This window comes from Halobacterium sp. CBA1132 (assembly GCF_001485535.1).
GTDB lineage: Archaea > Halobacteriota > Halobacteria > Halobacteriales > Halobacteriaceae > Halobacterium.
This window is the reverse complement of sequence record NZ_BCMZ01000001.1, coordinates 784,741-810,871: the sequence shown is the minus strand read 5'-3', so window position 1 is coordinate 810,871 and position 26,131 is coordinate 784,741. Positions and strand designations below refer to the sequence as shown.

Annotated in this window: 29 protein-coding genes and 1 tRNA gene; 18 read left to right on the top strand and 12 right to left on the bottom strand. The window is 69.4% G+C overall.

Annotated features, from left to right (window positions below; translation table 11 throughout):
* Positions 1-4: 4 nt before the first annotated feature.
* Positions 5-676, bottom strand: coding sequence for a phosphoglycolate phosphatase (locus tag AVZ66_RS04230; RefSeq protein ID WP_058982128.1), 672 nt, complete (start codon positions 674-676; stop codon positions 5-7).
* Between the two features lie 55 nt (positions 677-731).
* A complete protein-coding gene (locus AVZ66_RS04225; protein ID WP_197407720.1) occupies positions 732-1,190 on the bottom strand; it encodes a YbhB/YbcL family Raf kinase inhibitor-like protein in 459 nt (152 codons plus the stop codon).
* 164 nt (positions 1,191-1,354) lie between these two features.
* On the opposite strand from AVZ66_RS04225, the gene AVZ66_RS04220 reads away from it, so the two are divergent.
* Positions 1,355-1,427 (top strand) — tRNA-Thr (locus tag AVZ66_RS04220).
* A gap of 6 nt (positions 1,428-1,433) precedes the next feature.
* Here the strand turns inward: AVZ66_RS04220 and AVZ66_RS04215 are convergent.
* Entirely contained in the window at positions 1,434-2,870 is a 1,437-nt protein-coding gene (locus AVZ66_RS04215) for an MATE family efflux transporter (protein WP_157575594.1), read from the bottom strand.
* A gap of 104 nt (positions 2,871-2,974) precedes the next feature.
* Positions 2,975-4,081 carry a Xaa-Pro peptidase family protein gene (locus AVZ66_RS04210; RefSeq protein ID WP_058982125.1) on the bottom strand — a complete coding sequence of 369 codons (1,107 nt, stop codon included), beginning with the start codon at positions 4,079-4,081 and terminating at the stop codon, positions 2,975-2,977.
* Between the two features lie 121 nt (positions 4,082-4,202).
* On the opposite strand from AVZ66_RS04210, the gene AVZ66_RS04205 reads away from it, so the two are divergent.
* From AVZ66_RS04205 to AVZ66_RS04180, 6 genes are all read left to right on the top strand, one after another.
* Positions 4,203-4,409 carry a cold-shock protein gene (locus AVZ66_RS04205; protein WP_058982123.1) on the top strand — a complete coding sequence of 69 codons (207 nt, stop codon included), beginning with the start codon at positions 4,203-4,205 and terminating at the stop codon, positions 4,407-4,409.
* A 158-nt stretch (positions 4,410-4,567) separates the two neighbouring features.
* The gene (locus AVZ66_RS04200) at positions 4,568-4,819 is read left to right on the top strand and encodes a hypothetical protein (RefSeq protein ID WP_058982121.1); all 252 of its coding nucleotides are present in this window, start codon (positions 4,568-4,570) and stop codon (positions 4,817-4,819) included.
* A 40-nt stretch (positions 4,820-4,859) separates the two neighbouring features.
* Positions 4,860-5,363 carry a metal-dependent hydrolase gene (locus AVZ66_RS04195; RefSeq protein WP_058982119.1) on the top strand — a complete coding sequence of 168 codons (504 nt, stop codon included), beginning with the start codon at positions 4,860-4,862 and terminating at the stop codon, positions 5,361-5,363.
* A gap of 56 nt (positions 5,364-5,419) precedes the next feature.
* Positions 5,420-6,361 (top strand): helix-turn-helix domain-containing protein, encoded by a 942-nt coding sequence (locus AVZ66_RS04190; protein WP_058982118.1) that lies wholly within the window; start codon positions 5,420-5,422, stop codon positions 6,359-6,361.
* Between the two features lie 71 nt (positions 6,362-6,432).
* A complete protein-coding gene (locus AVZ66_RS04185; RefSeq protein WP_058982116.1) occupies positions 6,433-7,041 on the top strand; it encodes a DUF6663 family protein in 609 nt (202 codons plus the stop codon).
* Between the two features lie 165 nt (positions 7,042-7,206).
* On the top strand, positions 7,207-8,469 hold the full coding sequence (locus tag AVZ66_RS04180) for a hypothetical protein (protein ID WP_058982114.1): 1,263 nt from the start codon (positions 7,207-7,209) through the stop codon (positions 8,467-8,469).
* Positions 8,470-8,485: 16 nt separating this feature from the next.
* On the opposite strand, the gene AVZ66_RS04175 is transcribed toward AVZ66_RS04180, so the two are convergent.
* Positions 8,486-9,394: a ketopantoate reductase family protein gene (locus AVZ66_RS04175; protein ID WP_058982112.1), complete on the bottom strand. Its 909-nt coding sequence runs from the start codon at positions 9,392-9,394 to the stop codon at positions 8,486-8,488.
* Between the two features lie 113 nt (positions 9,395-9,507).
* Between AVZ66_RS04175 and AVZ66_RS04170 the strand changes: the two genes are divergently transcribed.
* The 5 genes from AVZ66_RS04170 to AVZ66_RS04150 all read left to right on the top strand — a co-directional run bounded on the left by AVZ66_RS04170 (position 9,508) and on the right by AVZ66_RS04150 (position 15,506).
* The gene (locus tag AVZ66_RS04170) at positions 9,508-10,440 is read left to right on the top strand and encodes a hypothetical protein (RefSeq protein WP_058982110.1); all 933 of its coding nucleotides are present in this window, start codon (positions 9,508-9,510) and stop codon (positions 10,438-10,440) included.
* An 81-nt stretch (positions 10,441-10,521) separates the two neighbouring features.
* Positions 10,522-13,203, top strand: a complete 2,682-nt coding sequence (ppc, locus tag AVZ66_RS04165; RefSeq protein ID WP_058982108.1) for a phosphoenolpyruvate carboxylase — start codon at positions 10,522-10,524, stop codon at positions 13,201-13,203.
* Positions 13,204-13,263: 60 nt separating this feature from the next.
* Positions 13,264-14,241 carry an ABC transporter ATP-binding protein gene (locus tag AVZ66_RS04160; protein ID WP_058982107.1) on the top strand — a complete coding sequence of 326 codons (978 nt, stop codon included), beginning with the start codon at positions 13,264-13,266 and terminating at the stop codon, positions 14,239-14,241.
* Positions 14,238-15,005: an ABC transporter permease gene (locus AVZ66_RS04155; RefSeq protein WP_058982102.1), complete on the top strand. Its 768-nt coding sequence runs from the start codon at positions 14,238-14,240 to the stop codon at positions 15,003-15,005. The genes AVZ66_RS04160 and AVZ66_RS04155 overlap by 4 nt, the downstream gene beginning before the upstream one ends.
* Before the next feature lie 30 nt (positions 15,006-15,035).
* On the top strand, positions 15,036-15,506 hold the full coding sequence (locus AVZ66_RS04150) for a carotenoid biosynthesis protein (RefSeq protein WP_058982100.1): 471 nt from the start codon (positions 15,036-15,038) through the stop codon (positions 15,504-15,506).
* Between the two features lie 6 nt (positions 15,507-15,512).
* Here the strand turns inward: AVZ66_RS04150 and rtcA are convergent, their stop codons facing one another.
* On the bottom strand, positions 15,513-16,532 hold the full coding sequence (gene rtcA, locus AVZ66_RS04145; protein ID WP_058982099.1) for an RNA 3'-terminal phosphate cyclase: 1,020 nt from the start codon (positions 16,530-16,532) through the stop codon (positions 15,513-15,515).
* Between the two features lie 88 nt (positions 16,533-16,620).
* Here rtcA and AVZ66_RS04140 point away from each other — a divergent pair, with 88 nt between their 5' ends.
* The gene (locus tag AVZ66_RS04140; protein WP_058982097.1) at positions 16,621-17,178 is read left to right on the top strand and encodes a DUF1684 domain-containing protein; all 558 of its coding nucleotides are present in this window, start codon (positions 16,621-16,623) and stop codon (positions 17,176-17,178) included.
* A 70-nt stretch (positions 17,179-17,248) separates the two neighbouring features.
* Here the strand turns inward: AVZ66_RS04140 and AVZ66_RS04135 are convergent, their stop codons facing one another.
* Positions 17,249-18,229, bottom strand: a complete 981-nt coding sequence (locus AVZ66_RS04135; RefSeq protein WP_058982094.1) for a transcription initiation factor IIB family protein — start codon at positions 18,227-18,229, stop codon at positions 17,249-17,251.
* A gap of 331 nt (positions 18,230-18,560) precedes the next feature.
* Between AVZ66_RS04135 and AVZ66_RS04130 the strand changes: the two genes are divergently transcribed.
* Genes AVZ66_RS04130 through AVZ66_RS04120 form a run of 3 tightly spaced genes read left to right on the top strand, consistent with a single transcriptional unit; the run spans position 18,561 to position 21,786 of the window.
* Positions 18,561-19,145 (top strand): HalX domain-containing protein, encoded by a 585-nt coding sequence (locus AVZ66_RS04130; protein ID WP_058982092.1) that lies wholly within the window; start codon positions 18,561-18,563, stop codon positions 19,143-19,145.
* A 4-nt stretch (positions 19,146-19,149) separates the two neighbouring features.
* On the top strand, positions 19,150-21,216 hold the full coding sequence (locus AVZ66_RS04125; protein WP_058984632.1) for a PAS domain S-box protein: 2,067 nt from the start codon (positions 19,150-19,152) through the stop codon (positions 21,214-21,216).
* A 45-nt stretch (positions 21,217-21,261) separates the two neighbouring features.
* Positions 21,262-21,786 (top strand): response regulator, encoded by a 525-nt coding sequence (locus tag AVZ66_RS04120; protein WP_082678765.1) that lies wholly within the window; start codon positions 21,262-21,264, stop codon positions 21,784-21,786.
* Here AVZ66_RS04120 and AVZ66_RS04115 read toward each other — a convergent pair whose 3' ends face one another.
* The gene (locus AVZ66_RS04115; protein WP_058982087.1) at positions 21,787-22,218 is read right to left on the bottom strand and encodes a hypothetical protein; all 432 of its coding nucleotides are present in this window, start codon (positions 22,216-22,218) and stop codon (positions 21,787-21,789) included.
* Positions 22,219-22,256: 38 nt separating this feature from the next.
* The gene (locus AVZ66_RS04110) at positions 22,257-22,553 is read right to left on the bottom strand and encodes a hypothetical protein (protein WP_058982086.1); all 297 of its coding nucleotides are present in this window, start codon (positions 22,551-22,553) and stop codon (positions 22,257-22,259) included.
* Positions 22,554-22,828: 275 nt separating this feature from the next.
* On the opposite strand from AVZ66_RS04110, the gene AVZ66_RS04105 reads away from it, so the two are divergent.
* Positions 22,829-23,068, top strand: coding sequence for a hypothetical protein (locus AVZ66_RS04105; protein ID WP_058982084.1), 240 nt, complete (start codon positions 22,829-22,831; stop codon positions 23,066-23,068).
* On the opposite strand, the gene AVZ66_RS04100 is transcribed toward AVZ66_RS04105, so the two are convergent.
* Positions 23,065-23,691 carry a cyclase family protein gene (locus AVZ66_RS04100; RefSeq protein WP_058982082.1) on the bottom strand — a complete coding sequence of 209 codons (627 nt, stop codon included), beginning with the start codon at positions 23,689-23,691 and terminating at the stop codon, positions 23,065-23,067. The two genes, AVZ66_RS04105 and AVZ66_RS04100, sit on opposite strands and share 4 nt — an antisense overlap.
* A 91-nt stretch (positions 23,692-23,782) precedes the next feature.
* Between AVZ66_RS04100 and AVZ66_RS04095 the strand changes: the two genes are divergently transcribed.
* Positions 23,783-24,085 (top strand): hypothetical protein, encoded by a 303-nt coding sequence (locus AVZ66_RS04095; RefSeq protein WP_058982080.1) that lies wholly within the window; start codon positions 23,783-23,785, stop codon positions 24,083-24,085.
* A 1-nt stretch (position 24,086) separates the two neighbouring features.
* On the opposite strand, the gene AVZ66_RS04090 is transcribed toward AVZ66_RS04095, so the two are convergent.
* Entirely contained in the window at positions 24,087-25,307 is a 1,221-nt protein-coding gene (locus tag AVZ66_RS04090; RefSeq protein WP_058982079.1) for an amidohydrolase family protein, read from the bottom strand.
* A gap of 42 nt (positions 25,308-25,349) precedes the next feature.
* The gene (locus tag AVZ66_RS04085; RefSeq protein WP_058982077.1) at positions 25,350-26,057 is read right to left on the bottom strand and encodes a DICT sensory domain-containing protein; all 708 of its coding nucleotides are present in this window, start codon (positions 26,055-26,057) and stop codon (positions 25,350-25,352) included.
* Between the last annotated feature and the right edge of the window lie 74 nt (positions 26,058-26,131).

Genomic DNA, 26,131 nt, shown 5'->3' with positions numbered 1-26,131 from the left:
CTCGCTACTCGCCGCGGATGCGCCGCGTCGCCGCGAGGAAGCCGTCGGCGTAGGACTCGTCGAGCACCACCCCGGCGGCGCTGCGGGCGGCGTCGTCGGCGTTCGCCACGGCGTACGACTCGCCCGCCGCTTCGAACAGTTCCACGTCGTTCGCGGAGTCGCCGACTGCGGCGAAGTCCCCCGGTTCGTAGCCGAGTTCCTCGGCGACCACGTTCAGCGCGTCGCCCTTGCTCGGTTCGGTGGCCTTCACGTGGTACGCGAACCCCGTGTCCACGACGCTCAGGCCGTGCTCGTCGGCGAGGTCGGTGAGCACGTCCAGCGGACGCTCGCGGTTGACCGCGAGTTCGGTCTCCCGCCAGCGGTTCACGAGGTCCGACTCCCCCCAGCCGAGGTCGAAGCCCGCGTCCGCGAACGCCTCGCGCACGTCCGCGGCGGCGTCCCTGTCACCGAAGTAGAACAGTTCGTCGTCGACGTACGCGACGCCGCCGTTCTCCGCGATGACGCGCTCCGCGACGCCGACGAACTGGCAGAGCGCGACCGGGTACGGCAGCGCCTTCCCGGTCGCAATCACGACCGGCGCGTCCCACTCCCGAAGCACGTCCAGCACGCGGCTGTCGATGGACCGGTCCGGGCGACTCAGCGTGCCGTCGATGTCGACGGCGAGCGGCGCGACCATATCCCGAAAAGGCGGCGCTCGCGTAAATGCCGTACTCTTCGCGGGCGCTCGCGCGTCAGGGCGCGTACGTCCCTTCGAGGAGCGCGTCGTCGAGGACGTGGCCCTCGACTGCGGCTTCGACGTCCTCGCGGCCCGCCGACTCGGGCAGGTCGAGTTCCGTGTCGAGCGCGTACAGCTTGAACTGATACGTGTGTTCGCGGTCCGGCGGCGCCGGCCCGCCGTACCCGCGCTCGTCGAAGTCGTTCGTCCCCTCGGTGGCGCCGTCGGCGCTCGCATCCCAGTTCTCGGGGATTTCATCGACGCTCGGCGGGACGTTCCACACCGTCCAGTGGTCCCAGACCTTCCCCGCCGGCTCGCGGGCGTCCGGGTCGTCCACGACGAGCGCCAGCGACTCCGCGTCGTCGGGGACGCCCGCCACCGACAGCGGCGGGTTGACGTTCGCGGCGTCGTGGCCGTACTTCTCGGGAATCCGGGCGCCGTCGTCGAACGCCGGGCTGGACACGGACAGACTCACGCGCGACCACTCCAGTGCATCATCGGGACGGTCGCCCGGCACACACAAAAAGCTCGTCGCCGGTCGCGGCGGGCCACGCGCGCCGTCACGGAGTCGGGCGGCGAAGCCGGCGGGTATCAAAGGGGTTATTTCGTCGTTGGCTGTACGTTGAGGTGGCGACGCGCGCCGTGGTAGCTCAGTGGCCAGAGCAGTCGATTTGTAATCGACCGGTCGGGGGTTCAACTCCCCCCCACGGCTTTCTTCTCAGTCGTCGGTCGCGGCTTCCGGCCGATACCCGCGACTAATCGCCTTCCACTTCCCGGTCGCGAAGCGGTAGTAGTTGATGAACGCGGGCGTGAGCGTCTCCGCGAAGAACGCGAGGTAGATGCCCCAGAGGCCCAGCGACGTGGTGGCGCCGAGGTAGACCAGCGGGATGGCGAGCCCGAACATCCCCAACGCCTTGCTGTAGAACGGCCACCGGGTGTCGCCCGTCGCGTCAAGCGCGCCCGCGACGGCCGCGGTGACACCCTGCGGGATGATGGCGAGCGCGGCCGCGTACACCATTCCGACGGCGATGTGGACGCTCGCAGAGCTGGGGTCCTCGACGAACAGCACGACGATGTCGCGCGCGAAGACCGCCACGAGCGCGGCGAACAGCGCGTACGTGGCGACCGAGAACAGGACGATTTCGCGGCCGTAGGCTTCCGCGGTGGACTCGTCACCGTGGCCGAGTTCTTGACCGACGAGGCTGGACGCCGCGAGCCCGAATCCCCAGCCGGGCGCGTTCATGATGCCCCAGATGCGTCGCGTGACGACGTACGCCGCGACCACTTCGGAGCCGAGCATGCCGACGAACGCGAGCAGCGGGAAGCGCGCGCCCGTCCAGACGGAGTTCCGGCCGACGACGGGCAGGCCGATGCTGACGACGTCGCGACACGTCTCGCGGTCCCAGTAGCCGCCGAACGGCGAGACGGTGACGGGGAACGCGCCGACGAGCGGGAGGCGGCCCCGGGTGATGCCGACGACGAACGCCGCGACGATGACCACGTTGCTGACGACGGTGCCGAGCGCGGCGCCCGCGACGCCCCACCCGAGCGCGAAGATGAACACCGCGTTCAGCCCGATGTTGACGACGGCGCCGCCCGCGCGCAACACCATCGCGGTCCACGAGTCGTCGGCGCCGATGAGCGCGCGACTACCGACGAGGTTGAGGCCGGCGAACGGCACGCCGAACGCGAGCACGCGGAGGTAGTCGGCGCCGTACGCGACGGCGACCGGGTCGTCGGTCAGCAGGTCGATGAGTTCGACGGGGAACAGGTAGAACAGCGCCGCCACGGGGAGCGTCGTCGCGAACACCAGCAGCGCGCTCGACCGGATGGCCTGCCCGAGTTCGTCGTAGGCTTCGGCGCTGAACCGCTGGGAGACGAGCGCGATGGTTCCGGCCGCGAGGCCGCCACCGAGGCTGAACGCGGCGCCCCAGAACGGCCCCGCGAACCCGACGCCGGCGATGGCGGAACTGCCGAGAGCGACGCCGACCATCGCGACGTCGGCGGCGCTCTTGGACATGCGCGCGACGCCGGTGACGATGCGCGGCCACGCCAGTTCCGACGTGCGGAGCGCGCGCTCCTCGGAGACGAGTCCGAGTCGCGCCAGCGCCAGCCCGATTTCGCGGAGGAGTCGACTGAACGGGTTCGGGACCACGACTACGTCGTGGTCGGAGTGGCGCGGACAAAAGCGCAACCATTTCGGAACGAAACACCGCCGGAGTCGGGCCGGCTCCCGCAGACTGAGGATTCGCCGCCGGGCTACGGCCGCCAGCCCCGCGGCGTGTCGTTGAGGCGCCGGCAGCCGTCGTCGGTGACCGCGACGAGGTCCTCGATGCGCACGCCGAACTCGCCGTCGAGGTAGACACCCGGCTCGACAGAGAACACCATGCCCGCCTCCAGCGGGCGGTCGTTGCCGTCGACGATGTACGGCTCCTCGTGGACGTCGAGGCCGACGCCGTGGCCCGTGCGGTGGACGAACTGGTCGCCGTAGCCGGCGTTCTCGATGACCTCGCGCGCGGCGGCGTCCACGTCCTCGGCGGGGACGCCCGGTTCGACCGCGTCGACCGCGGCCTGCTGTGCTTCGCGGACGACGTCGTGGACGCGCTCGAACTCCTCCGGGGGGTCACCCGCGAACACGACCGTGCGCGTCTGGTCGCTCGGGTAGCCGTCGACGCGCGTCCCGAAGTCCAACACCACGGGGTCGCCGCGGCGAATCTCGCGCTCGGAGCGGTGGTGGTGAGGTTTCGCGCCGTTCGGGCCGCTCCCGACGATTGTCTCGAACGACGTGCCGTCGCCGCCGTGCGCGGCGAGACGGTCCTCCACGAACGCCGCGAGGTCGCGCTCGGTCATCCCGACCGCATCCGCGCCGAGGTTGCGGACGTCCTGAATCGCGGCGTCCGCGGCGTCGGCTGCGCGACCGAGCGCGTCCAACTCGGCGTCGTCTTTCCGCACGCGCAGCGGCGCGAGCACGTCGTCCGCGAGCCCCCACGTCGCGTCCGGGAGCGCCGCGCGGAGGTCCTGCGTGAACCGCGCCCACATCGTCGGGTCCACGAGCAGTTCGCCGTCGGTCATCCCGAGGTCGCTGGCGGTCTCGGCGACCAACTCGGTCGGATCCTCGCCGTCCGCCCACGTCCGAACATCAGCGACCCACGTCGCCTCGCGGAGCTGTTCGTCGTACAGCTCGGGCGCGACGAACGCCGGGTCGCCGTCCGCGGGCACAAACAGGAAGAGGTGGCGCTCGCCCGGCTCCTCGCGGAAGCCGGCGAGGTAGTAGCAGTTCGGACTCGGGAACAGGACGGCGCCGCTGGCGTCGCGCTCCCGGAGTCGCTGCTGGCAACGCCGGGTGCGCGCTTCGAACGCTGACATGCCGGTAGCTCGCTGCTGGATGCCCTTAACAGTAGTCGAGTGGGGCCGCACAACCCACGAGGTCCGTGGTAACTCGACTCTCGGAAGCGTTATCCCCGAAGCGGCCCTACGATGTATTGTAATGGCAGAAGGCAAGGTTGACTTCTTCAACGACACTGGCGGCTACGGTTTCATTTCGACTGACAGCGACGACGTGGACGACGACGAGGACGTGTTCTTCCACATGGAGGACGTCGGCGGTCCGGACCTCGAAGAGGGTCAGGAAGTCGAGTTCGACATCGAATCGTCCCCCAAGGGCCCGCGCGCGACGAACCTCGTCCGCAACTAAGTCCTATCCGCCGTCGCTTTCAGTGACGGCTGACGTTTCCACTTCTTTGAGACGCCACACTACGTAGCGACGGCTGTGCGTCCAAACGCACCCAAACTTCGAGCAGCGAGTCGCACGACTGCGGACGGTTTTTCTACTGTCGGCGCCACCACTCGCGTATGGGACTCACGGATACGTTCGGGGACGCGCTGGCGGACCGGGCCTACCAGTTGATCGGCGTGGCGTTCGGCGTGGCGGCGATAGCGCACTTCGCGCTGTGGGCGCAGGCGCCCGACCAGTCGCTCGACACCGCCGTCGCGACGGGAGACGTGAGCGCGGCGCTGCCGGAAGCAGTGGCGTACGCGCAGGGCCACCCCGCGTACGTGTTGGCGTTCGTCGTCGGCGCGGTGTTGCTCGTGCGGCGGCCCTGACTCCCGGAACGTTCTACTTGCTCGGGACCGAGGGGTGGGTGTGTACCGGAGTGGCCACTACGGCGTCGCGCTACTCGCGTACGCGCCAGTGCTGTACGTCTTGGGTTCGCTCGGTCGCGTCGTCGCGGCCGCAGCGGGGCTGGCGCTCGTGCTCGCGTTGACGCCGCTGCCCGACGCCGACCACGACGTTCCACTGATTTCGCACCGCGGCGTCACGCACACGCTGCTGTTCGCGGGCGTCGTCGGTGTCGTCGTCGGCGGCGCGGCGTGGGTGCTCACCGGCCCCACGGGACTGGGGATTGCGTCCGAGCGAGCAGTCGAACTCACCGTGGGTGCGGGCGCCGCGGCGGCGCTCGCGATTCTCGCGCACCTGCTGGCGGACGCGCTCACGCCGATGGGCGTCGCGGCGCTGTGGCCGGTGTCGGGCAAGCGCTACTCGCTGGGGTTGACGCCCGCCGACAGCACCGTCTGGAACGTCGGCCTGTTCGCCCTCGGCGTGTTCGCGACGGCGGCCGCCGTGGTGCTGGCGACGCCCCTCGCCTGAGTCACGTAACTGGGTTTTTGCGAGGGCTTATCACTCGTGTCGCCGTACGCGGGCGTATGAGCGGCTCCGACACCCCCCTCGACGGCGCGCCCCTCGACCCGGACGGCAGCCTCGACGACAGTCTGCCGCCCGCCGAGGCGTTCGCGTTGTTGGGCAACGAGACCCGAATCACTATCCTCCAAGAGCTGTGGCTGGCGCCCGACCAGCCGGTCGCGTTCTCGGACCTCCGCAAGCGCGTCGGGATGAGTGACAGCGCGCAGTTCAACTACCACCTCTCGAAACTCACCGACCACTTCGTGCGGCAGGTCGAAGGTGGCTACGAGTTCCAGTACGCCGGCGAGAAAGTCGTCCGCGCCATCCTCGCGGGGACGTTCACCGAGCGAGTCGAACTGGAGTTCCCCGTGACCGGCGAGTGCTTCGACTGCGGCGGCAGCCTCGAAGCCGCGTACGCCGACGAGCGCCTCACCGTCCGGTGTGCGGACTGCGAGAGCGTCTACGGTCGGTACGCGTTCCCGCCGGGCGGGCTGCGCGACCGCTCGACGACCGAGATCGAGGCGGCGTTCGACCAGCGCGTGCGCCACCTGCACTGTCTGGCCGCGGACGGCGTCTGCCCGGAGTGCGGCGGCCGCGTGGACACCGACATCGTCCCCGACGAGGAGGGCGTGCTCGGACTGGACGTGAGCGTCGACCACACGTGCGGGCAGTGCCAGCACACCATCTCCTCGCCGGTCGGGCTGTCGCTGCTGGACAACTCCAGCGTCGTGGCGTTCCACGCCGACCACGGCGTCGAACTGGACACCCGCAAGCACTGGACGCTCCCGTGGTGCGTGACCGACGCGTCGACGACGTACGAGGCGGACCCGACGCGAGTCTCGGTGACGATTGCACTGGACGACGAAGCGATGGACGTCACGCTCGACGGCGACCTCCGCGTCGTCGACATCGAGCGCCGCTGCGCGGACAGCAGCGACGACGCCGGCCGCGTCTCCGCGGACTGACCGAGGACTCGACGGGAACTGTCGGACGCACAGACGGACGGCCTTATCCTTCTCGCGCGCAATCTCGGCGCATGGAGAGTACGACGGAGAGCACGTTCCGCGTGCTCGGCGCCGCCCCCGAGCACGCCGACGACCTCCTGTTGCTCGACCGGGCCGACTACGAGCCAGTCCGCGTGGCCGCCGACGGCTACGACGACCTCGCCGACGCAGTCGACGCGCTCCGGCCGGGCTACCTCGTCGACGCGACGCTGACGTGGAGCGACGGTGACGCGCGCTTCGCCGCCCTCGACGTCCGCAAGCGCACGCTGTTCACGTACGCCGACGCCGTCACGGGCCTGTTCGAGGCCGCGCTCGAAACGATGGAGCAAGCCCGACAGGAGGGCGACGGCGTGCAGGGCCGCCCGACGTTCAGCGCGGACGGCGAACCGAACGGCGCGGTGTACGCGTTCGCCCAACAGCCCGGAGAGCGCGACGTCTTCGAGGAGATTCGGACGGGAGCGCTCCCGCTGGAACCGCTCGTCGACCGCCTCGACGAGGACGCGGACGACGAGCACGAGGTGTTCGTCTTCCGGCCGCTCGAACACGACTTCGTCATCGTCTATCTCGTTGCCCACAAGGACTCGGTGCTGGCAGACACCGTTCGGGACACCTACGACTGCCCGCGTCCCAGCGAAGCCTGACGTCGGACGTCCGTCGCACCCACAAGAATCTGTCGGGCGTTCTATCCGCGTTTGACTTAACCGAGTTACTAATAGCCGACCAGTTGACAGTACTGACGCTGGTCCCCGCGAGCCCTGATTGGTACTGCGACGTAGCGATAGCGCTGCCGGGACTGGCAGGTACACATGAACGCCCGAACGATTACCGCCGTCGCCGTCGCTGCCGTGCTCGTCGTCTCGGCAGCGGGCGCGACGGCACTCGCACAGCCGAACAGCCCCGCCGCCGACTCGGCCCCGTCCGCCGACGCGAACGTGAACGCGGACGCGGCCCAGCAGTCGGACAGTGAGCGGAACTACACGCGACTCTACGTCGACGAACAGTACCGGAGCCTCCGCCTCAAGCCCGGCGAGAGCGACACCGTCACGATAACCGTCGAAAACGGCGAGGACGAGGCCGTGACGCTCTCCCCGCACCTGTTCGTGCCGCCGCGCGGCGAACGACCCATGAACTCGGAGTGGGTCTCCATCGGGACCTCCGACCTCGAAATCGAGGCCGGCGAGGAGCGCTCCTTCGACGTCACCGTCTCCGTGCCCGAGGACGCCGAACTCAACCGCTACGCCGGCGAAATCGCGCTCACGAACGAGACGATTTCGTACCCCGGTCGGCCGGCACAGCCGGTCAACGGCGTCTCTCTGAGTGTGGAAGTGTGGCAGGAACCGAACGTGCGCATCGTCTCGGACACGTACGTGCACTCGCAGGTGCAGGCCGGTGACTCGTTCACCCGCGAGTTCGTCGTGGAGAACACCGGCGAGCAGGCGGTGCCGGTCGGCCCCGAACTCGTCACCGAGGACCGCTACCGGCCGTACAACGGCCGCGACACGCTCGAACGCTCGTGGGTCGAAATCGACGCGCCCAACGAGATTGCGCCCGGCGAGACCGCGACCATCTCGGTCACGGTCACGCCGCCCGGCGACGCGGACCGCGGTGACTACCGCGCCGAACTCGACCTCGGACTGAAGGACCCGGCGCGCCCCGACCAGTCCTCGTACTGGCAGCGCGTCAGCCTCCGATTCCAAGTGTGGACCCAGCCCGACCAGCCCTACCAGACGTCGTTCGAAGTGAGCGACGACACCGAGAACGTCACCCTCGACCTGTCCGCGAGCCGGTACCGGAGCGCGGACAGCGAGCCGGCGTCGTTCGACGTGACGTTCGTCGCGCCGAACGGCACCGAAGTCGACGCCGAGCGCGTCAGCGTGACCAACCGCGGGAGCGTCGACCTCGGTAGTTCGCGCCAGCGCGCGGCGACCGACGGAACGTACACCAGCGGCCCCGAGAGCCAGCAGTTCCGCTACCGGCTCGACGACCCCAGTTCGGGGGCGTGGTCGGTGAAAATCATGCCGGAGAACGCGATGCAGTTCTCCTACGAAATCACCCGCAGCGAGGCGTAACGCGCGCCCTGCGGTCTTACTTTTCTTCGGTGAGTCGCACGAGGTCGGCGAGCGTCTCGTTGACCGGCGTCTCGACGCCGTGACTCGCGCCGCGCCGGACGAGCGCACCGTTCAGCGCCTCGATTTCCGTGCGGCCGCCGCGCTCGACGTCCTGTCGCATCGACGAGCGGTTCGACGCGGTGCGCTCGGCGACCGTTCGCGTGCGCTCGACGACGTCGTCCGGGACAGCGATTCCCTCGGAGCGCGCGACGGCGACCCCTTCTTCGACGGCGCGCCGGAGCACGCGCTCGCCGTGTTCGGACTCGACGAGCGCGCCGTTCGGCACGCGCGCCAGCGCCGTCGCCGCGTTGATGCCCGCGTTCACGAGGACTTTCGTCCACACCGCGGCCTCGGGGTCGTCGGTGACGGTGGTCTCGACGCCGGCCGCGGTCAGGCAGTCCGCGACGGCGTCGACGCGCGCGTCGTTCGCCGCGAAGTACCGGCCGAGCGTCGTGTCGCCGCGGCCCGCGTGCCGGACGTGGCCGGGCGCTTCGATGACCGCGCCGTGCGTCGTCGTCCCCGCGAGCACGCGCTCTCGGGGGACGTGCTCGGCAATCGTCTCGGCGTTCCCGAGGCCGTTTTGGAGCGTGAGTACGTCCGCGTCACCGAGGTGTTCCGCGACGCCGGTGATGGCCTCGTTGGTGTCGTAGCTCTTCACGCAGACGACGAGCAGGTCAGCGTCCGCGGCAGCCGCTCGTTCGGACGCCACGTCGAGAGAAATTCGTTCGTCGCTGCCGTCCGGGTGCGTGAACCGGAGACCGTCCTCGTGGACGCGGCGGACGTGCTCGCTGTCGCGGCCGAGCAGTATCACGTCCGCGTCCGCCGTGGCGAGCGCTCCCGCGAGCAGCGACCCGAGCGACCCCGCGCCGACGACGACCACGCGCATGGCCGGTGGTACAGCGAGCGACGGTAAAGCCTCCCGTGGTTCGCGTTTGTGGCGGCCGTGGCGCCGAATGACTGCGGCAATCCTTTTGTGCGCCGCCCGCTTTTCCGGGAGACATGGACCGGGACCGGGGCCAGTTGTTGCTCGTCGCGGGGCTCGGCCTCGCGCTCGCGTTCGTGGTGCTGGCGCTGGTGTTGAACGCCGTCGTGTTCACGGAGAACCTCGCGACCCGGAACCACGGCGAGACCGACGACGTGGTCGGCCACGAGCGCGCCGTCGAGGGCGCCGTCGGCGGCCTGCTCGTGCAGGCGAACACGTACAACGACACGAACGCGAGCACCCTGCGCGCGGCCCTCGACGACGGCGTCGCGACGTGGGACGCGAACGCGTCGCTGTTGACCGCCAGCGGCGGCACCGTCACGGCGGCCGCCGTCGCGGACGTCGAGAACGGGACGCGAGTCGCACAGTCCAACGAGCGGAACTTCTCGAACGCGACCGGCGCGGGCGACTGGGTCGCGGCGAGGGGCGTCGGCGAGACGCGGCGCTTCGAGGCGGTCGTGACGCCGACGGGCGGCGACCCGCTGACCGTGAACGTCTCCGACGGCGCGGCGTCGTGGCGGGTCGAAGTCGCCGACGAGGGCACGGACACGAACGTCACCGCGTTCCTGAACGGGACGCTGGTCGCGACGCACACCGAACCCGCCGAGACCGTCGCCGTCGACATCACCGACGGTACGGTGAACGGGACGCGGGTGGCGAACTGGACGTTCGCGGAGAACGTGAGCGCGCCCTACGACGTGCGCGTCGCGAACGGCGAGAACGCGGAGGGGCGGTACGGGTTCGTCGTGGACGTGCCGAACGCCGAGGACAGCGTGCCCAGCGATACGTACGCGAGCCGTGACAGCGGGTTGCCGGCGGTGGCGCCCGCGCTCTACAGCGCGACCGTGAACGTCACCGTGCGTGACGACCGCGTGACCTACGAGACGAACGTCTCCGTCGCGCCCGAGGACTCGCCGTCGGCGGCGCCGTGGGAGAGTTCAGCGGCGTAGTCTAATTCTTTACTCACAATCGAGTGGCAATATCTTCTGGGTACCCCGATTTTGAAAACCCCGGACGACGACTCCTGTGGTATGGATTTGCACAGCAGGAGCGTCCGCGAGGACGTGCGTGAACTCGGCGCCTCGCTCGGCGACGCGATGCGCGCCCACGAGTCGCCGGCGGCCTACGACGCGGTCGAAGCCGCGCGAACTGCGGCCATCGACTACCGACGCGGCGACCGCGACGACCGCGACGCCCTCCGCGAAGTCGTCGCCGACGCCGACGTCGACGACTACGAGGACCTCTCGCGGGCGTTCGCGGGTTACTTCGAACTCGTGAACCTCGCAGAGGAGCGCGAGCGCGTGCGCGAACTCCGCCGCAGCGAGGCCGAGGGCACGCTCGCCGACAGCGTACGCGGCGCCATCGACGTGCTCGCGGACGCCGGTGCCAGCGCCGACGAAGTCGCCGGAATTCTGGACGACGTCCACGTCGTCCCGACGTTCACCGCGCACCCGACGGAAGCCCGGCGGAAGACCGTCAAAGCCCACCTCAAGCGCATCCGCGAACTGCTCGAAGGCCTCGACGAGCGGCGGCTCACGCCCCGCGAGCGCGAGCGCACGTGGCGCCGCGTCGAAGCGAACATCGAGTCGCTGTGGACGACCCGGCGCGTGCGCGAGCGCCAGCCGACGCCGTTCGACGAGGCGCGCGACGTCCAGTTCTACCTCGCGAACGCGGTCTACGACGTCGTCCCCGAGGTGTACGCGGACCTCGACGACGCGCTCGCCGCGCGCTACGACGACCCGCCGGAAGTCCCCGAGGTGCTGGCGTTCCGGTCGTGGGCGGGGTCGGACCGCGACGGCAACCCGTACGTCACCACCGAGACCACCGAGCGCGTGCTCGACCGGCAGCGACGACTCGTCACCGAGCGCTACCTCGACGACCTCGACGACCTGCTCGGCGCGCTCTCGATGGACGGCACGCGCGTGGACAGCGGGGACGCCGCCACTCTCCTCGACGACGCCGAGGAAGTCGTCCCGCGGGTCGTCGAACAGGTCGCCGAGCGCTACCCCGACGAACTGTTCCGGCAGGTCGTCGCCGTCGTGCGGGAGCGCGTCGACCGCGTGACCGACGTCCAGCCGGGCGGCTACGCGGACGCCGAGAGCCTGCTCGACGACGCTCGCGCGCTCGAATCCGGTCTGCGGGAGGCGGGGCTCGGGAAGGTCGCGGACGAGCACGTCGCGCCGTTCGTGCGCCGCGTGGAGACGTTCGGCTTCTACCTCGCGGCGCTGGACCTCCGCGACCACCGCGAGAAGCACACGCACGCGGTCGGCGAAGCGCTCGCCCGCGAGGGCGTCGACTACGCCGAGATGACCGAGGACGAGCGCGTGGAGTTCCTCACGGAGGCGGTTCTCCAAGACGACCCCGTGCTGGACCTCGAAGACACCGACGGCGTCGACGACGAGACGGCGCGCGTGCTCGGGCGCTTCGACGCGCTCGCGGACTGGCACCGCGAGTACGGCGCCGACGCCATCGACGCGTACTGCATCAGCATGACCGAACAGCCGAGTCACGTGCTGGAAGTGGTCTTCCTCGCCGACCAGGCCGACGTACTCTCGCTGCCCGACCACGGCGGCCTCGACGTCGTCCCGCTGCTGGAGACGCGCTCCGCGCTGTCGAACGCCCGCGAGATTCTCGGCACGCTGTTCGAGAACGACGCGTACGGCGCGCTCGTCGACGCCCGCGACAGCACGCAGGAGATTATGCTGGGGTACTCCGACTCCAACAAGGAGAACGGGTTCCTCGCGGCGAACTGGCAACTCGACCGCGCGCAACGCCGCCTCGCCGCCATCTGCGACGACCACGATGTCGACGTGCGCTTCTTCCACGGCCGCGGCGGCTCCATCTCGCGGGGCGGCGGCCCGATGAACGAGGCGCTGCTCGCGCTCCCGAAGGAGACGGTGACGGGCGACGTGAAGTTCACCCAGCAGGGCGAGTCCATCGCGGAGACGTACGGCAACCCCCGCATCGCGGAGCGCGAACTCGAACAGATGCTGAACGCGCAGGTGCGGGCGCGCCACGCAGCCATCAGCGAGGACGACCCGGACGTCCCCGACGAGTGGGTCGACGCGATGGAAGAGATGGCCGAGACCGCCCGCGAAGCGTACCGCGACCTCCTCGACTCGGAGGGGTTCGTCTCGTACTTCGAGGCGGTAACGCCCATCGACGTCGTCGAAGACCTCAACCTCGGGTCGCGGCCGGCCTCCCGGACGGGCGAGCGCGCCGTCGAGGACCTGCGCGCGATTCCGTGGGTGTTCTCGTGGACGCAGACGCGGTGTGTCATCCCCGGCTGGTACGGCCTCGGCGCGGGGCTGGCGGCCTGCGAGGACGACGCCCTCCTCGAAGAGATGTACGAGGAGTGGCCGTTCTTCCGGACGACGCTGGACAACGCGGCGCTCGCGCTCGCGCGCAGCGAGCCCGAAATCACTCACGAGTACGCCGCGCTCGCGCCCGACGACCTCCGCGAGAGCTTCCAGCCGCGCATCGACGGCGAGTACGAGCAGGCCCGCGACGAGGTGCTGTCGGTGACGGGGCGCGACGACCTCGTCGACCGCGCGTGGCTCCGCGAGAGCCTCGACCGCCGCAACCCCTACGTCGACCCGCTGAACTTCCTGCAGGTCGAACTGCTGGACCGCGAGAACCGCAGCGAGAGCGCCGAGCGCGCGCTCCGCCTCTCCGTGATGGGCGTCGCCGCGGGCATGCAGAACACGGGCTGACCCAGAACCGGCCGCCGACTTCCGTGGCCTTAACCGCGTCACGCGACTTCCGTACTTTCAATGCCGCCAGCGATACGCACCGACGACCTCGTCAAGGAGTACGGGGACGTCCGCGCGCTCGACGGCCTCTCGCTGTCCGTCCCCGAGGGCTCCTTCTTCGGGCTGCTCGGGCCGAACGGCGCGGGGAAGACGACGTTCATCAACACGCTCGTCGGGCTCGTCCGCAAGACCAGTGGCACCGCCGAAGTGTTCGGGTACGACGTCGAAGACGACTACCAAGAGGCCCGCGACGCCATCGGCCTCGCGCCCCAGGAGTACAACGTCGACCGCTTCTTCCCGATTCGCGAGGTGCTGATGCACAAGGCCGGCTACCACGGCGTCTCCGACGAGGAGGCCGCCGAGCGCGCGGCCGACGCCCTCGAAACCGTCGGCCTCGGCGGGAAGGCCGAGACGCGCTTCGACTGGCTCTCCGGCGGGATGAAGCGCCGGTTCATGCTCGCGCGAGCGATGGTCACCGACCCCGACCTCCTCATCCTCGACGAACCCACGGCGGGCGTCGACGTGGAACTCCGCCACGACCTCTGGGAGGTCATCCGCGGGCTCAACGACGACGGCACCACCATCCTCCTCACGACGCACTACATCGAGGAGGCCGAACGCCTCTGCGACCAAGTCGCCATCATCGACTCCGGGCGGAAAGTGACTGTGGCGACCCCGGACGACCTCACCGAGCGCGGCACCGACGAGGTGACGCTCACGCTCGACGCCGCGCCCACTTCGACGCCGACTATCGACGACGACCGCGTCGACAACGTCACCGTCGACGGCTCCACCGTGTCGCTGCGCGCGAGCAGCGGCAGTGAAGTCGTCCCGGTCGCCGTCCGTCAACTGGAGGCCGCGGGCCACCGCGTCCTCGATGTCGACGTCGCGCGCACCAGCCTCGAAGACGTCTTCGTGGACATCACGCGCACGGGCGGCGACGCCACCGACGGCAGCAGCGGCAGTCACGACGAGGAGAAACAGGAGGTGGCGCCGTGAGCGTCTCGACCGGACTGAAGGCGCTGACGCGCCGCGAGATTCTGCGGTTCGTCCGCCGGCCGTACAACACGTTCCTGCCGCCGCTCATCACGAACGTCCTCTACTTCAGCGTGTTCGGCGTCATCCTCGGCGCACGCATCAGCGACATCGGCGGCGTCCCCTACATCCAGTTCATCCTCCCAGGACTGGCGGTGCTGGGCGCCGTCTCGAACGCCTTCGAGAACGCCTCCTTCTCCATCTTCCACGGGCGCTGGAACGAGTACATCCACGAGACGCTCACCAGCCCGATGGCGTACTGGGAGATGGTCGTCGCGTACGTCGTCTCCTCGGCGCTCCGCGGCGTCCTCATCGGCGCGCTCATCGGCGTCATCGGCGCGCTGTTCACGCCCGTGCGAACGCTCGCCCACCCGTTCTACGCGGTGGCGTTCCTCGGGGTCATCACCACGCTGTTCGCGGCGTTCGGCGTCATCGGCGGACTGGTCGCGGAGGACTTCGACCACCTCACGGTCCTGAACCAGTTCATCCTCCGGCCGCTCGTGTTCTTCGGCGGCGTCTTCTACAGCCTCGACGCGCTCTCCGGGCTCGCGCGCACCGCGAGCTATCTGAACCCGATGGTGTACATGGTCAACGGCGTCCGCTACGGCATCATCGGCGTCTCCGACATCGAGCCCGACACCGCGCTCGTCGTGCTGTCCGCGCTGACGGTCGTCGTGCTCGCCGTCGACGTCTGGCTGTTCCGCCGCGGCTACGGCCTCACCGACTAGCTTTTCGTGGTCGCCGTTCCCGCTTCCCGTATGCCGAGTAATCGCGCGTTCGCCGCGAGCGTCGCCGCCGTCGGTGTCCTCGCACTCGCGCACGCTGCCCTAACGTGGCCTCCGGTGGCCGTCCTCGCGTTCTTCGGCGGCGGCGCCGCTGTCGCGTTCGTCGCGGAAGGAGTGGTCGTCAATATCGGGTGGCTCGAACACCACGTCGACCCGAAGGTCGTTGGCGTCCCCGTCTACGTGCTGTTCGGGTGGACGGGCGCCGTCTACGTTGCGTTCCGCGCGGCGCTACTCGTCGCCGACGGCTGGTCGGCGGTCGCGCTCGCGGCCGCGCTCGCCACCAGCTACGACGCGCTCGTCGACCACCGCGGCGTCGCCGACGGCCGCTGGACGTACACCGACGACCTGCCGGGACCACGCTTTCGCGAGGTGCCGTGGTGGAACTTCGCCGGCTGGCTCGCGATTAGCGCGGCGACCGCCGGCTTCGCCACGCTCGTCCTGTAGAAGTAGTTACGCCGACAGCAGGACCGTGTCGCCGTCGTCCTCGACGTCGACGTCGTAGCCGAACTCCCCGAGGAGGTCGATGCAGGTCTCGACGTGCGAGGTGAGTTCGGGCGCGCGAACCTCGCCGCCCGCCAGCGCCACGAACGGGAGCAGTTGGTCGGCGAAGTACTCGTCGACGGCGGCGTCGCCGTCCTCGAACTCCTCGAAGCGCTCGACGGCGTCCTCGCCGACAGCTTCCGGCTCCTTGCCCATCTCGCCGAGTTCGGCGAAGCCCGCGCTGGAGTTCTCGTACTCGGCCGCGAGCACGAACGCCGACCCCGAGCAGTCAGCTTCGACGTACTCGGTCTCGACGTCCGCCGCGTCGGGCGCTGGCTCGGCCTGCCGCTCGGCCACGTCGTCGTCGCTCTCGGACTCCTCGGCGACGGAGTACGCCGTCAAGGACTCGCGCTCGCCGCGTTCCGTAACGTCGAGCGCGTCGAGCGTCGACGGCTCGATAGTGAGTGTCGCCTTCCCGCCGCCGCGCGGGTAGAACCCGCGTCGTTCGAGGTCGACGTCGGCTTCGAGGCCGTGCGCCTGCAGAACGGGGAGCTTGACGTGGCGGAAGTAGTCGAACGGCGGCGCCCACTTCGCGTCCGTACCGCCCTCAAGTCGCGCGGTGAACGATTCGTCCAGCGCGACGGCGACCGGGAGCAGCGCGTCGAACACCAGCGGGACGCTGCCCGCGGTGCCGACTTCCACGGAGACGCTGCCGCCGCGGACGTCCTGCTCGGCCTCGTCGAGGTCCTCGTCGAGGTCCTCGCCCGGCTCGAACGTGAACGACTCCGAGCCAACTTCGACGCCCCCCGTCTCGGCGTTGCAGACCGCCGCGACTGCCTCGATTGCCGCGCAGTGCTGGGCCTGCAATCCCGGGTTCGCGCGAGCGCGCCGGACGTGTCGCATCCGGAACGGTTCGCCTGTGACCGCGGACAGCGCGAGAGCCGTGCGGACCAACTGGCCGCCGCCCTCGCCCCCGTCGAGAATGTTCATACGCGACATGAGGCGGCCGGGAGACAAAAGGGATTCGTCACCCAGACGAGCCGCCAGGGTTACGGCGCTCCCGCGACCACGGCCAGCTATGAGTGCCGACGAGCCGGATTTCGACGAGGCGGCGTGGCGCGAGCGCGTCCGCGAGCACCGCGCCGAGAAAGACGAGTTCTTCGCGGAACACCCCCAGTCCCCGATTCCGGTGGGCGAACGCGAGGACTTCGACGGGCTGGCGTACTTCGAGCCCGACCCCGACTACCGCGTCGTCGCCCGGTTCGGCCGCGCACAGACTCCCGAGCAGGTCCCCTTGGAGACGACGCAGGGGCCGCCCGCTGAGTACGAGCGTGTCGGCGTCCTCGGATTCACGCTCGACGGCGACCACCGCACCCTCGAAGCGTTCCGCGTGGAGGGCGAGGACTCGCTGTTCGTGCCGTTCGCCGACGAGACGAACGGCGACGAGACCTACAACCGCGGCCGCTACCTCGACGTCGACGCCGCCGACGCCGAACAGGGCGACGACGTGGTCGTGGACTTCAATCTCGCGTACAGTCCCTTCTGCGCGTACGCCGACCAGTTCGCGTGCGCGCTCCCGCCGGCCGAGAACCGCCTCGACACCGCGGTTCGAGCGGGCGAACGAGTCGAGGAGTAGCTACCGCTGCGCGCCGTGAAAACGTGAAAAAGCGTCGTCGGACCACCACCAGTGACCGCAGTCGGCCGCGTTACGCGGCGACTTCCGTGGCTTCGAGCAGCTCCTGGTAGCGGTTCCGGATGGTGACTTCGCTGACGTCCGTGACGTCGCTGACCTCGCTCTGGGTCACCTTGTGGTTGGTGAGCAGGCTGGACGCGTAGATGGCCGCAGCGGCGAGGCCGACGGGGGACTTCCCGCTCGTGACGCCGTCCTCCTTGGCGTTGTCGAGGAGTTCGCGAGCGCGGCGCTCGACCTCGTCCGGGAGGTCGAGTTCGGACGCGAACCGGGGGACGTAGCTCGCGGGGTCGGCGGGCGCGACTTCGAGGCCGAGTTCGCGGACGATGTAGCGGTACGTGCGCTTGAACTCCATCGCGTCGATGCGGCTGACGTTCGCCACCTCGTCGATGGACCGCGGCGTCTGCATCTGGCGGGCGGCGGCGTACAGGGAGCTCGTGGCGACGCCCTCAATGGAGCGGCCCGGGAGCAAATCCTCGCTGAGGGCGCGGCGGTAGATGACGGAGGCCGTCTCGCGGACCTCCTTCGGGAGGCCGAGCGCGGAGGCCATCCGCTCGATTTCACCGAGCGCCTGCTTCAGGTTTCGCTCCTTGCTGTTGCGCGTGCGGAAGCGCTCGTTCCACTTGCGGAGGCGCTGCATCTTCTGACGCTGATTGCTGGACAGGGAGTTGCCGTAGGCGTCTTTGTCCTGCCAGCCGATGTTCGTCGACAGCCCCTTGTCGTGCATCATGTTCGTCGTCGGCGCGCCGACGCGGCTCTTCTGGTCTTTCTCGGTGGAGTTGAACGCGCGCCACTCGGGGCCGCGGTCGATACTCTCGTCCTCGACGACGAGGCCACACTCGACACAGACGGTTTCGCCGTGTTCCTCGTCGTTGACAACGCGGCCGCCACACTCGGGGCAGCTCAGCGTCTCGTCTGCGGACTCTACCTCGGACTCGGATTCGGTCTCGTTCTGCTGTCGGTCACTGGAGTACGTTCGGATTGTGGTGTCACTCATGATGGTGGAAACGTCGGGTGGAGGGCGCGGGTCGCCTCCCGACTTGTCGTACTCATTAGTAGGAGCGATAAGTACTTAAATCTTTCGCGGTTTTGCGCATCCTTGACACACACGTAAGCGCCCGTATAGGCGAGAAGAAGCGAGAATAGCCGACTTTTGGGCTGTCCTAAGGATTCTATCGCGGTAACCGGAGGGTAAGGTAGATACTGAAAACTGTTACGGTGGTAGTCAGTACCACGACCGGCGTCGTCGGGCTGTTTCGACGGGCAACACATCGCGTGAGAAACCTTTAACACAGGTCACTCTCGATACAGGACAGACTCGCTCAGGCATGACGGAACAAGGGGCTCGCGTACTCGTAGTCGACGACGACGAAGCGCTCACTGACGTGTACTCCGAGTGGCTCTCCGAGCGATACGCCGTCGAGACTGCGACCACCGGCGAAGCCGCCCTCGACGAACTCAGCAGCGGCGTCGACGTCGTACTACTGGACCGACGGATGCCGGGGCTGTCCGGCGAGGATGTCCTCGACCGCATCCGCCGCGCGGAGTACGACTGCCGCGTCGCGATGGTCACGGGCGTCCGGCCGGACACGGACGTCGTCGAACTCGGCTTCGACAAGTACCTCCTCAAGCCCGTCGACCAGGACGACCTCAACGACGTGGTCGACACTCTCCTCGACCGTTCGACCTACGACGACCGCCTGCAGGAACTGTACGCCTTGGCGTCGAAGCGCGCACTGCTCGAATCCGAAGCGGAGGACGGCGACCTCGAACTCGACGACTCCTACCAGGAGGTCGTCGCCCAAATCCGAGAACTCCGCAACCGAATCGACGACACCGTCGAGAGTTTCGGCTTCGACGACTTCCGCGTCGCGTTCCGCGATGTCCCCGACCGGAACGCGGGCAGCGACTGACCAGATGAGCGCAGACCGGCCACTCGTCGGCGCGGTGACGCGAGCGGTCCAGCGAGCCGACACCGTGCCCGCGCTCCGAGCCGACGTCTGCGACGCCGTCGTCGACGCCGGCTACGACTTCGCCTGCGTCTGTACCACCGACGGCGAGAGCGTGACGGCGAGCCAGCCGTCCGTCGAACCGCCGGAACCGGAGGCAGTCACGCCGACGTTCCGGAGCGCTGCAAGCGGCCCGACGCCCACAGGGTCCGACAACGCCCACGGCGCGCCCCAGCGACTCGACGACGACGTAGCAGCACCGGCCGTCGACGAGCGCGCGGTGACGTGGGTCCCCTACGACGACGCCCACGCCGCCGCAGTCCCCGTCGCGGACGACGACGACCACTACGGGACGCTATCGTTCGGACCCGACGAGCGCGCCGACACCGACGCCGAGCGCGAACAGCTCGCCGTCGTCGGAAGCGTCGTCGCCCAAGCAATCACACGCCTCGACGCCGTCCGCCAGCGCGACCAACTGCGCGACTCCCTGCGGACCGAACGACGGCAGTTCGAGAAACTCCACAGCATCGCCGCGGCGATGGTGGGCTGCGACGACGCCACCAGCATCTACCACCTCGCCATCGACGCCGCCGAGAACATCCTCGAGTTCGACATCTGCGGCATCGACGTCGTCGAAGACGGCTACCTCGTGCCGAAAGCCACCTCGACGGGGCTGGAGTCCGGGGACTCCCAGCGCCTCCCCGCCGACGCCGGCATCGCCGGGCGGACCTACCAGGAGAACTCCACGATGGTCGTCGACGATGTCACCGCCCACGAGGACGCCGAACCCGCGAACCCAGAGTACGTCTCCGTGCTGAGCGTCCCCATCGACGACGTCGGCGTGTTCCAAGCGGGCTCCCGGGAGCGCGGCGCGTTCTCGCGGGCGGACGCCGAACTCGTCGAACTCCTGATGGCGCACGTCTCCGCGACGCTGCGGCGCCTCCGCTCGGCGGACGCGCTCCGGGAGAGCGAGCGGAAGTACCGGACGCTCGTCGAGCAGAGTCACGACGCCGTCGTCACGTACGCGGACGGCGAACTGTCGTTCGCCAACGAGCGCGCGTCGGCGCTGTTCGGACGCTCCCACGAAGAGTTGCTCGCGGTCGACGCCGACGAACTGTTCCACCCCGAGGACCGTGTGAAACTCGAACGCGTCGTCGCCGAACTGACGGCGTCGCCGGGCCGCCACCAGACCTTCGAGAGCCGCATCCAGCAGCCCGACGGCGACGTGCGCTTCTGCGAGTTCAGCGCGACGAGCATCGACTACGAGGACGACGTCGCGGTGCTTGCGTCCATCCGGGACATCACCGAGCGGAAGGCCCGCGAGCGCGACCTCGAACGGCAGAACGAGCGCTTAGATGAGTTCGCGAGCGTCGTCAGCCACGACCTCCGCAGCCCGATAAACGTCGCGCGCGGGAGTCTGGACCTCGCGACCGACACCGGCGACGACGCCCACCTCGACCGCGCCGCCGACGCCCTCGACCGCATGGAAGCGCTCGTCGAGGACGTGCTGGAACTCGCCCGGCACGGCCGACTCGTCGACGAAACCGAGCCCGTCGAGTTGGCGGACGTCGCGACCGACGCCTGGGGGTGCGTCGACACGGCGGACGCGACGATGACCGTCGACACCGACCTCGTCGTGGCGGCGGACCCGTCGCGGCTCCAAGAGCTCTTCGAGAACCTGTTCCGGAACGCTGTGGAGCATGGCTCCACAGGCCCCGATTCACACGCTCATCGGGATGCCGTCGAGCATGGCTCGACAGACGAAGCGAATAGCACAGAGAATGCCGTCGAAGTCACGGTGACGTCGTGCGAGGACGGCTTCGCGGTCGTGGACGACGGCCCCGGACTTCCGGACGGCAGCCACGACGACGTGTTCGAGCGCGGGTTCACGTCCACCGACGACGGGACGGGATTCGGCCTCGCAATCGTCGAGAGCATCGCGGACGCCCACGGATGGACTATCGACGCCGTCCCGCCGGGTGACGACGCCGAGCGCGGCGCCCGGTTCGAGGTCACCGATTGCGATAGTGAGTAGGACAACACTTACACCACCCCGGGCCCGGTGTCAGTACGACTAGTCATGAGTAGGGGGCGTGACGAAGCGACCGTGCTCGCCGTCGACGACTTACAGGAGTACCTCGGCCTCTACGAGGACCGACTCGGCGACAGATACGACGTCCGGACCGCCCACGGCGGCGAAGCGGCGCTGGACGCGCTCTCGGCCGACGTCGACGTCGTACTCCTCGACAGGGAGATGCCGGACATGTCCGGCGATGACGTGCTGGCGGCGATTCGGGACGCCGGCTACGACTGCCGGGTGGCGATGGTGACGGCGAACGAACCCGACGAGAACGTCGTCGGGCGCGGCTACGACGCGTACGTCAGGAAGCCGGTGTCGGGGGACGACCTCGTCGCTGTCGTCGAGCGCTTGCTCTCGCTGTCGGCGTACGTCGCGGCCGTCGAAGCGCTCCACGAGGCCAGCGAGCGGCATGCGACGGGCGACGCAGACGCCGAGCGCGTCCGCGAACTCCGCGACCGGGCCGACGACATCGCGGACGGCTTCGACCCGCGGGACTACCGCGTGGTGTTCCGCGACTTGGAGTGACTACTCGTCGAGGGACTCGGCGATGGCCGAGAGGCTCGAATCCGGCGGTTCGGTCGCTGCGTACCGCGCAGACTCACCAGGGACGCGAACGCCGTACTTGAATCCGGATTCGACGACGTCGACGTGGACGGACCGACCGTCTTCGAGCGGGCCGTCGTCCAGCCACGCGGCGAGGTGGTTGGTGGCGCTGCCGGGGTCGCGGGCGAGCGACGGCGTGTCGTACGCGCCGCGAATCACGGGCGCGCCGTCGGCGCTGTGGCGGAGTTGGACGTGGTACTCGTCGCCGTCGAGGACGACGCGGACGACCTCGCCCGCGGGGAAGTCGGGCGCCGCGTCCGCGGGCAGGCGGAGTTCGTGTCGGCGCGTCCCCCCGGCGCGGGCGACCGTCCCGGTCACCGTCTCGACGGTCTCCTCGGAGACGTAGTCGGGCATACGCGAACTGACGGCGCTCGCGCCTAAAAGCCGGCCGGTCACTCGTAGTCGTGGCGGCGCTGCTGGACGGCGCCGACCAGTTTGACGACGCCGCCGAGCAGCGCGCTACAGGCGGCGAAGATGACGGTGAACCAGATGGCAATCGAGAGCAGTATCTCGACGTTCGGGCCGCTGACGACCCGCCGAGCGAGGATGGCGGTTGCCAGTACGAGGGCGTAGAACGCCGCCACTTTTATCGGGAGACTGTTCCGGCCGACGAACCCCTCCGTCCCCGCCGCCTCTGCACCGACCGGCGTGCCGCGGGCTCCGCGGTGGTCAGAGTCGAACTGAGACATCGTGTGTCCGGCGCCAAGAGCGTCTCACCGAAGAGGATTGGGACGAGTTGTACGCGCCGAACCCGTTACAAACTACAGCCGAACGGCGGACGAAACGAACTAGTCAGCGAACTACCGCGCTGGGCCGGGCGAACGCGGCGGATTGTCGGCGCTCACAGCGACCGCGGGAGCGAACCGAGTTACGGAACGTGATAGGTCGCGAACGAGCCTCGTGCGTCGCGAGCCGCGAGCGCGCAAAGCGTGGGCTTTTGGTCACTGCTCGCGAACCCCCAGCTATGGACGCGCCGATACCGACTGAGGCCGACGACGCCGGCGGGAGCCGACGGGACGCGCTCCTCGCCATCACCCCGTTCCTCCTGCTCGGCATCGCAGACGTGCTCCTGTTGCTCGTGTGGGGGTTGAATCCGCTGTGGGGGTTCGTCATCCTCCCGCCGATTCTGTTCATCAGCGTGCTCGGGTGGATCGCGTTCAAGTCCGGGTTCGTCCGGGACCGCGGCACCGCCGAGCAGGCTTAGTCGTCCGCGACCGCTCGCACGGGCGCGCCGTCGGCGTCCACGGGGAGCGGGTACGCGCGAATCGTGCACCGTCGCGGGAGCGCGTCGAGGTTCGTCACGTTCTCCAGAATCAGTCGGTCGTCGCCCAGCAGCGCGTGGTGGGCCGGATAGCCGCTCGGCTCCTCGCTGGTCGCGCGTTCGGACGGCGACGGGTCGACGCTCGGCGCGTCCACAGCGACGTGACAGCCGAGGTCCGCGCAGCGCGACGCGGCGCCCGCCGTCAGGTAGGGGTGGTCGAAGTACCGCTGGTTGCCCCAGTGCTGGCTGTGGTCCGTGCGGAAGACGACGAGGTCGGCGTCCGTGTCGGGAACGCAGTCGGCGGGAATCGGCTCTCGCGGGCCGAACGCCGAGCAATCGGCGACGCGGGCGTCGAAGGCGAACGTCTCGACGTCGTACGCGCCGAGCGTCCGGCCGTCGGCGAGCAGGTGCGCGGGCGCGTCGACGTGCGTCCCGGAGTGCGTCGAGCACGCGATGTCGGCGACCCGGTAGCCGTCCGCGTCGACGGTGGCGTGCGACGTGACTGACGCGGGCGGGTCGCCGGGGTACGGCAGCCCGGAGCCGAGTTCGTGCGTGAGGTCCCACATGGGGCGGGCTACCGCCGCCACCGAGTAAACGTTCGTGGTGCGGTCGTGTAACAGCAGTAAGCATTAAGCCCGCACTCCGGAACTACCACGTATGGGACTGGTCGCCGGCGTGCTGTACGGCGCGCTCGGAGTGGCGCTCGTCGCCGCGGGGCTGGCGCTGCGCCGCCGTGAGTCGATGGACGACATTCCGCTCTACGACCCCGAGGCCGCCGACGACCCCGTCGCGCTCGCTCGACTGCTCGGACTGGCGCTGGCCGTGTTCGGCCTGCTCACGCTCGCGTTCGGGGTCGCGGAGACGTTCGACCGCACGACCGGCGTCGTCGTCGTGAGCTACGCGCTCGTCGTCCTGCTCGTCGCACTCGTGACCGCGGTGCGCTCCCGCCAGTACGAGTAGGTCAAACGTTCACGCGCCGGCCGTCCACGTACGTCTCCTCGACGCGCCGCACCGCCGAGATGTCCGCCAGCGGGTCGTCTCGGAGGACCGCGAAGTCAGCGCGAGCGCCCTGTGTCAGCGTCCCGAGGTCGTCCCGCGGGAGCGTGCGCGCCGCGACCCGCGTCCCCGCTCGGATGGCGTCCATCTCCGAGAACCCGATTTCGTCCACGAGCAGTTCCATCTCCAGCGCGTTCTCGCCGTGCGGGACCAACTCGGGACCCATGAAGTCCGTGCCAGCGGCGATGGCGGCGTTGGCGTCGTACGCCCGCTGGACGGCTTTGACGTGTGCGTCGCGGGCGTCGCGTGCCTTCTCCAGCGCCCACTCGGGGACGCCGTGGTCGGCGCCGCGCTCGGTGATACGGTGCATGATCGAGAGCGTCGGGACGAACGTGCCGCCGCACTCTTTCAGGAGGCTCACGCCGTCGTCGTCCAGATAGAAGCCGTGCTCGACAGTCGTCGCGCCGTTCCGGAGCGCGGCCTCGATGCCCGCAGCGCCCTGCGCGTGGGCGGCGACATCGACGCCCGCGCGGTCGGCCTCTCGGGTCATCGCCGCAATCTCGTCGTCCGTGAACTGCCGGCGGTCCGGGGCGTCGCGCTCGCTCAACACGCCGCCCGTGGTCATGATTTTCAGGCAGTCGACGCCGTCCCGAACGCGCTTGCGGGCTTCCCGCCGGCACTCGTCGGCGCCGTCCGCGAGCGTGGACAGCGGCGTACCGTCGGCGACCCACTCGTGGGGGAGGTCGTGGATGTCGCCGTGGCCGCCGGTCTGGGAGATGGCGCGCCCGCTGGTGAACACGCGTGGCCCCGCGATTTCGCCGTCAGTGACGGCTTCGCGGAGGCCGAGACCGACCGTGCTGCCGAGGTCGCGGACGCTCGTGAACCCCGCGCCCGCGAGCTTCCGCAGGTCCGCGGTGGCTCGGGCGGCCGCCAGCGAGTCAGGTGTGGTCGTCCAGTCGGCGACGTCCATCGAGCGCGCGCCCTGGAGGTGGACGTGGGCGTCGACGAACCCGGGGACGATAGTCCGGTCCGGGAACTCGACGTGCTCGGTGTCTGGCGGCGCGTCCACGGACTCGCGGGGGCCGACTGCGGCAATCGTGCCGTCGTCATCGACGACGAGTCGGGCGTCGTCGACGGCGTCGTCGCTGCGCCCGTCGACGAGTCGTGCAGCGTCGAACACTCGCATAGCCGGGCGTTCGCGCGCCAGCGGGAAAGCGTTACCCGCCGGTCAGGGAGACGGGCGGGCGCTCCCGAGCGCGTCCAGCGCGTCGTCGACGAGGCTGCTGTCGTACGTCCAGAAGCCGTAGAACTCGTCGTCCGCGCGCTCCTCCGCGAGGAGCGCGCACGCCTGCCGCGGGTCGTCGCCGCCGTCGAAGACGACGAACCACAGCGACGCGACGTCGGGAATCGCGCTGCCGTGGAAGGTCACCCCGTCGGGGATGTCGGTGGTGTCGTCGGGCAGCCCGTAGATGTGGACGTCGAGGTCGGTGCCGGCGAGGCGTTCGTAGACGGAGCGTTCGCCGGCGAAGTTCGACAGCCGCTGGAAGCCCGCGTACAGCCGTCCCTCGCCGGTCCGCCACGCGCGGTCCTCGATTTCGCGGGAGGCCTGCAGCATCTGCCGGTGGCTGTACGACGTGAACGTGGTGCGGTCGAGGTGGGAGAGCAGGCGGCCGTAGGCGGCGTCCTCGCCGACTGACCGCGGGCTCCCGTCGGTCAGCGCGCGGAGCGCGTCGATGCCGACCGCCGTGAGGAACTCGCCGTCGTCGGACAGCACGGCGTGTTCGGGGTCGCTCCCGGCGTCGGCGTCCTCGATGACGACGTTCTGGGACGCGAAGTACTCACGGAGTTCGGGGACGACGCTCGTCCCCGGTTCGGTGTACACCGTGAGCGTCTTCTCGCGCCCCCGGACCGTCGCGACCACCTCGCGGAGGCTCATACTCGGACCGTTCCATCCCTCGTATAAATGCGTTCGGCTGCCACGTGCCAACCCCGGTGTGGCCCACGGCATTT

What these genes read in the sequence shown, in the direction of transcription:
- AVZ66_RS04090 (WP_058982079.1), bottom strand. Translation starts at nt 25,307, where the DNA reads ATGCGAGTGTTCGACGCTGCACGACTCGTCGACGGGCGCAGCGACGAC.
- AVZ66_RS04120 (WP_082678765.1), top strand. Translation starts at nt 21,262, where the DNA reads ATGAGTAGGGGGCGTGACGAAGCGACCGTGCTCGCCGTCGACGACTTA.
- AVZ66_RS04095 (WP_058982080.1), top strand. Translation starts at nt 23,783, where the DNA reads ATGGGACTGGTCGCCGGCGTGCTGTACGGCGCGCTCGGAGTGGCGCTC.
- AVZ66_RS04085 (WP_058982077.1), bottom strand. Translation starts at nt 26,057, where the DNA reads ATGAGCCTCCGCGAGGTGGTCGCGACGGTCCGGGGGCGCGAGAAGACG.
- AVZ66_RS04230 (WP_058982128.1), bottom strand. Translation starts at nt 676, where the DNA reads ATGGTCGCGCCGCTCGCCGTCGACATCGACGGCACGCTGAGTCGCCCG.
- AVZ66_RS04135 (WP_058982094.1), bottom strand. Translation starts at nt 18,229, where the DNA reads ATGAGTGACACCACAATCCGAACGTACTCCAGTGACCGACAGCAGAAC.
- AVZ66_RS04160 (WP_058982107.1), top strand. Translation starts at nt 13,264, where the DNA reads ATGCCGCCAGCGATACGCACCGACGACCTCGTCAAGGAGTACGGGGAC.
- AVZ66_RS04210 (WP_058982125.1), bottom strand. Translation starts at nt 4,081, where the DNA reads ATGTCAGCGTTCGAAGCGCGCACCCGGCGTTGCCAGCAGCGACTCCGG.
- AVZ66_RS04205 (WP_058982123.1), top strand. Translation starts at nt 4,203, where the DNA reads ATGGCAGAAGGCAAGGTTGACTTCTTCAACGACACTGGCGGCTACGGT.
- AVZ66_RS04185 (WP_058982116.1), top strand. Translation starts at nt 6,433, where the DNA reads ATGGAGAGTACGACGGAGAGCACGTTCCGCGTGCTCGGCGCCGCCCCC.
- rtcA (WP_058982099.1), bottom strand. Translation starts at nt 16,532, where the DNA reads ATGAACATTCTCGACGGGGGCGAGGGCGGCGGCCAGTTGGTCCGCACG.
- AVZ66_RS04150 (WP_058982100.1), top strand. Translation starts at nt 15,036, where the DNA reads ATGCCGAGTAATCGCGCGTTCGCCGCGAGCGTCGCCGCCGTCGGTGTC.
- AVZ66_RS04170 (WP_058982110.1), top strand. Translation starts at nt 9,508, where the DNA reads ATGGACCGGGACCGGGGCCAGTTGTTGCTCGTCGCGGGGCTCGGCCTC.
- AVZ66_RS04200 (WP_058982121.1), top strand. Translation starts at nt 4,568, where the DNA reads ATGGGACTCACGGATACGTTCGGGGACGCGCTGGCGGACCGGGCCTAC.
- AVZ66_RS04130 (WP_058982092.1), top strand. Translation starts at nt 18,561, where the DNA reads ATGACGGAACAAGGGGCTCGCGTACTCGTAGTCGACGACGACGAAGCG.
- AVZ66_RS04140 (WP_058982097.1), top strand. Translation starts at nt 16,621, where the DNA reads ATGAGTGCCGACGAGCCGGATTTCGACGAGGCGGCGTGGCGCGAGCGC.
- AVZ66_RS04190 (WP_058982118.1), top strand. Translation starts at nt 5,420, where the DNA reads ATGAGCGGCTCCGACACCCCCCTCGACGGCGCGCCCCTCGACCCGGAC.
- AVZ66_RS04180 (WP_058982114.1), top strand. Translation starts at nt 7,207, where the DNA reads ATGAACGCCCGAACGATTACCGCCGTCGCCGTCGCTGCCGTGCTCGTC.
- AVZ66_RS04175 (WP_058982112.1), bottom strand. Translation starts at nt 9,394, where the DNA reads ATGCGCGTGGTCGTCGTCGGCGCGGGGTCGCTCGGGTCGCTGCTCGCG.
- AVZ66_RS04105 (WP_058982084.1), top strand. Translation starts at nt 22,829, where the DNA reads ATGGACGCGCCGATACCGACTGAGGCCGACGACGCCGGCGGGAGCCGA.
- AVZ66_RS04100 (WP_058982082.1), bottom strand. Translation starts at nt 23,691, where the DNA reads ATGTGGGACCTCACGCACGAACTCGGCTCCGGGCTGCCGTACCCCGGC.
- AVZ66_RS04110 (WP_058982086.1), bottom strand. Translation starts at nt 22,553, where the DNA reads ATGTCTCAGTTCGACTCTGACCACCGCGGAGCCCGCGGCACGCCGGTC.
- AVZ66_RS04125 (WP_058984632.1), top strand. Translation starts at nt 19,150, where the DNA reads ATGAGCGCAGACCGGCCACTCGTCGGCGCGGTGACGCGAGCGGTCCAG.
- AVZ66_RS04115 (WP_058982087.1), bottom strand. Translation starts at nt 22,218, where the DNA reads ATGCCCGACTACGTCTCCGAGGAGACCGTCGAGACGGTGACCGGGACG.
- ppc (WP_058982108.1), top strand. Translation starts at nt 10,522, where the DNA reads ATGGATTTGCACAGCAGGAGCGTCCGCGAGGACGTGCGTGAACTCGGC.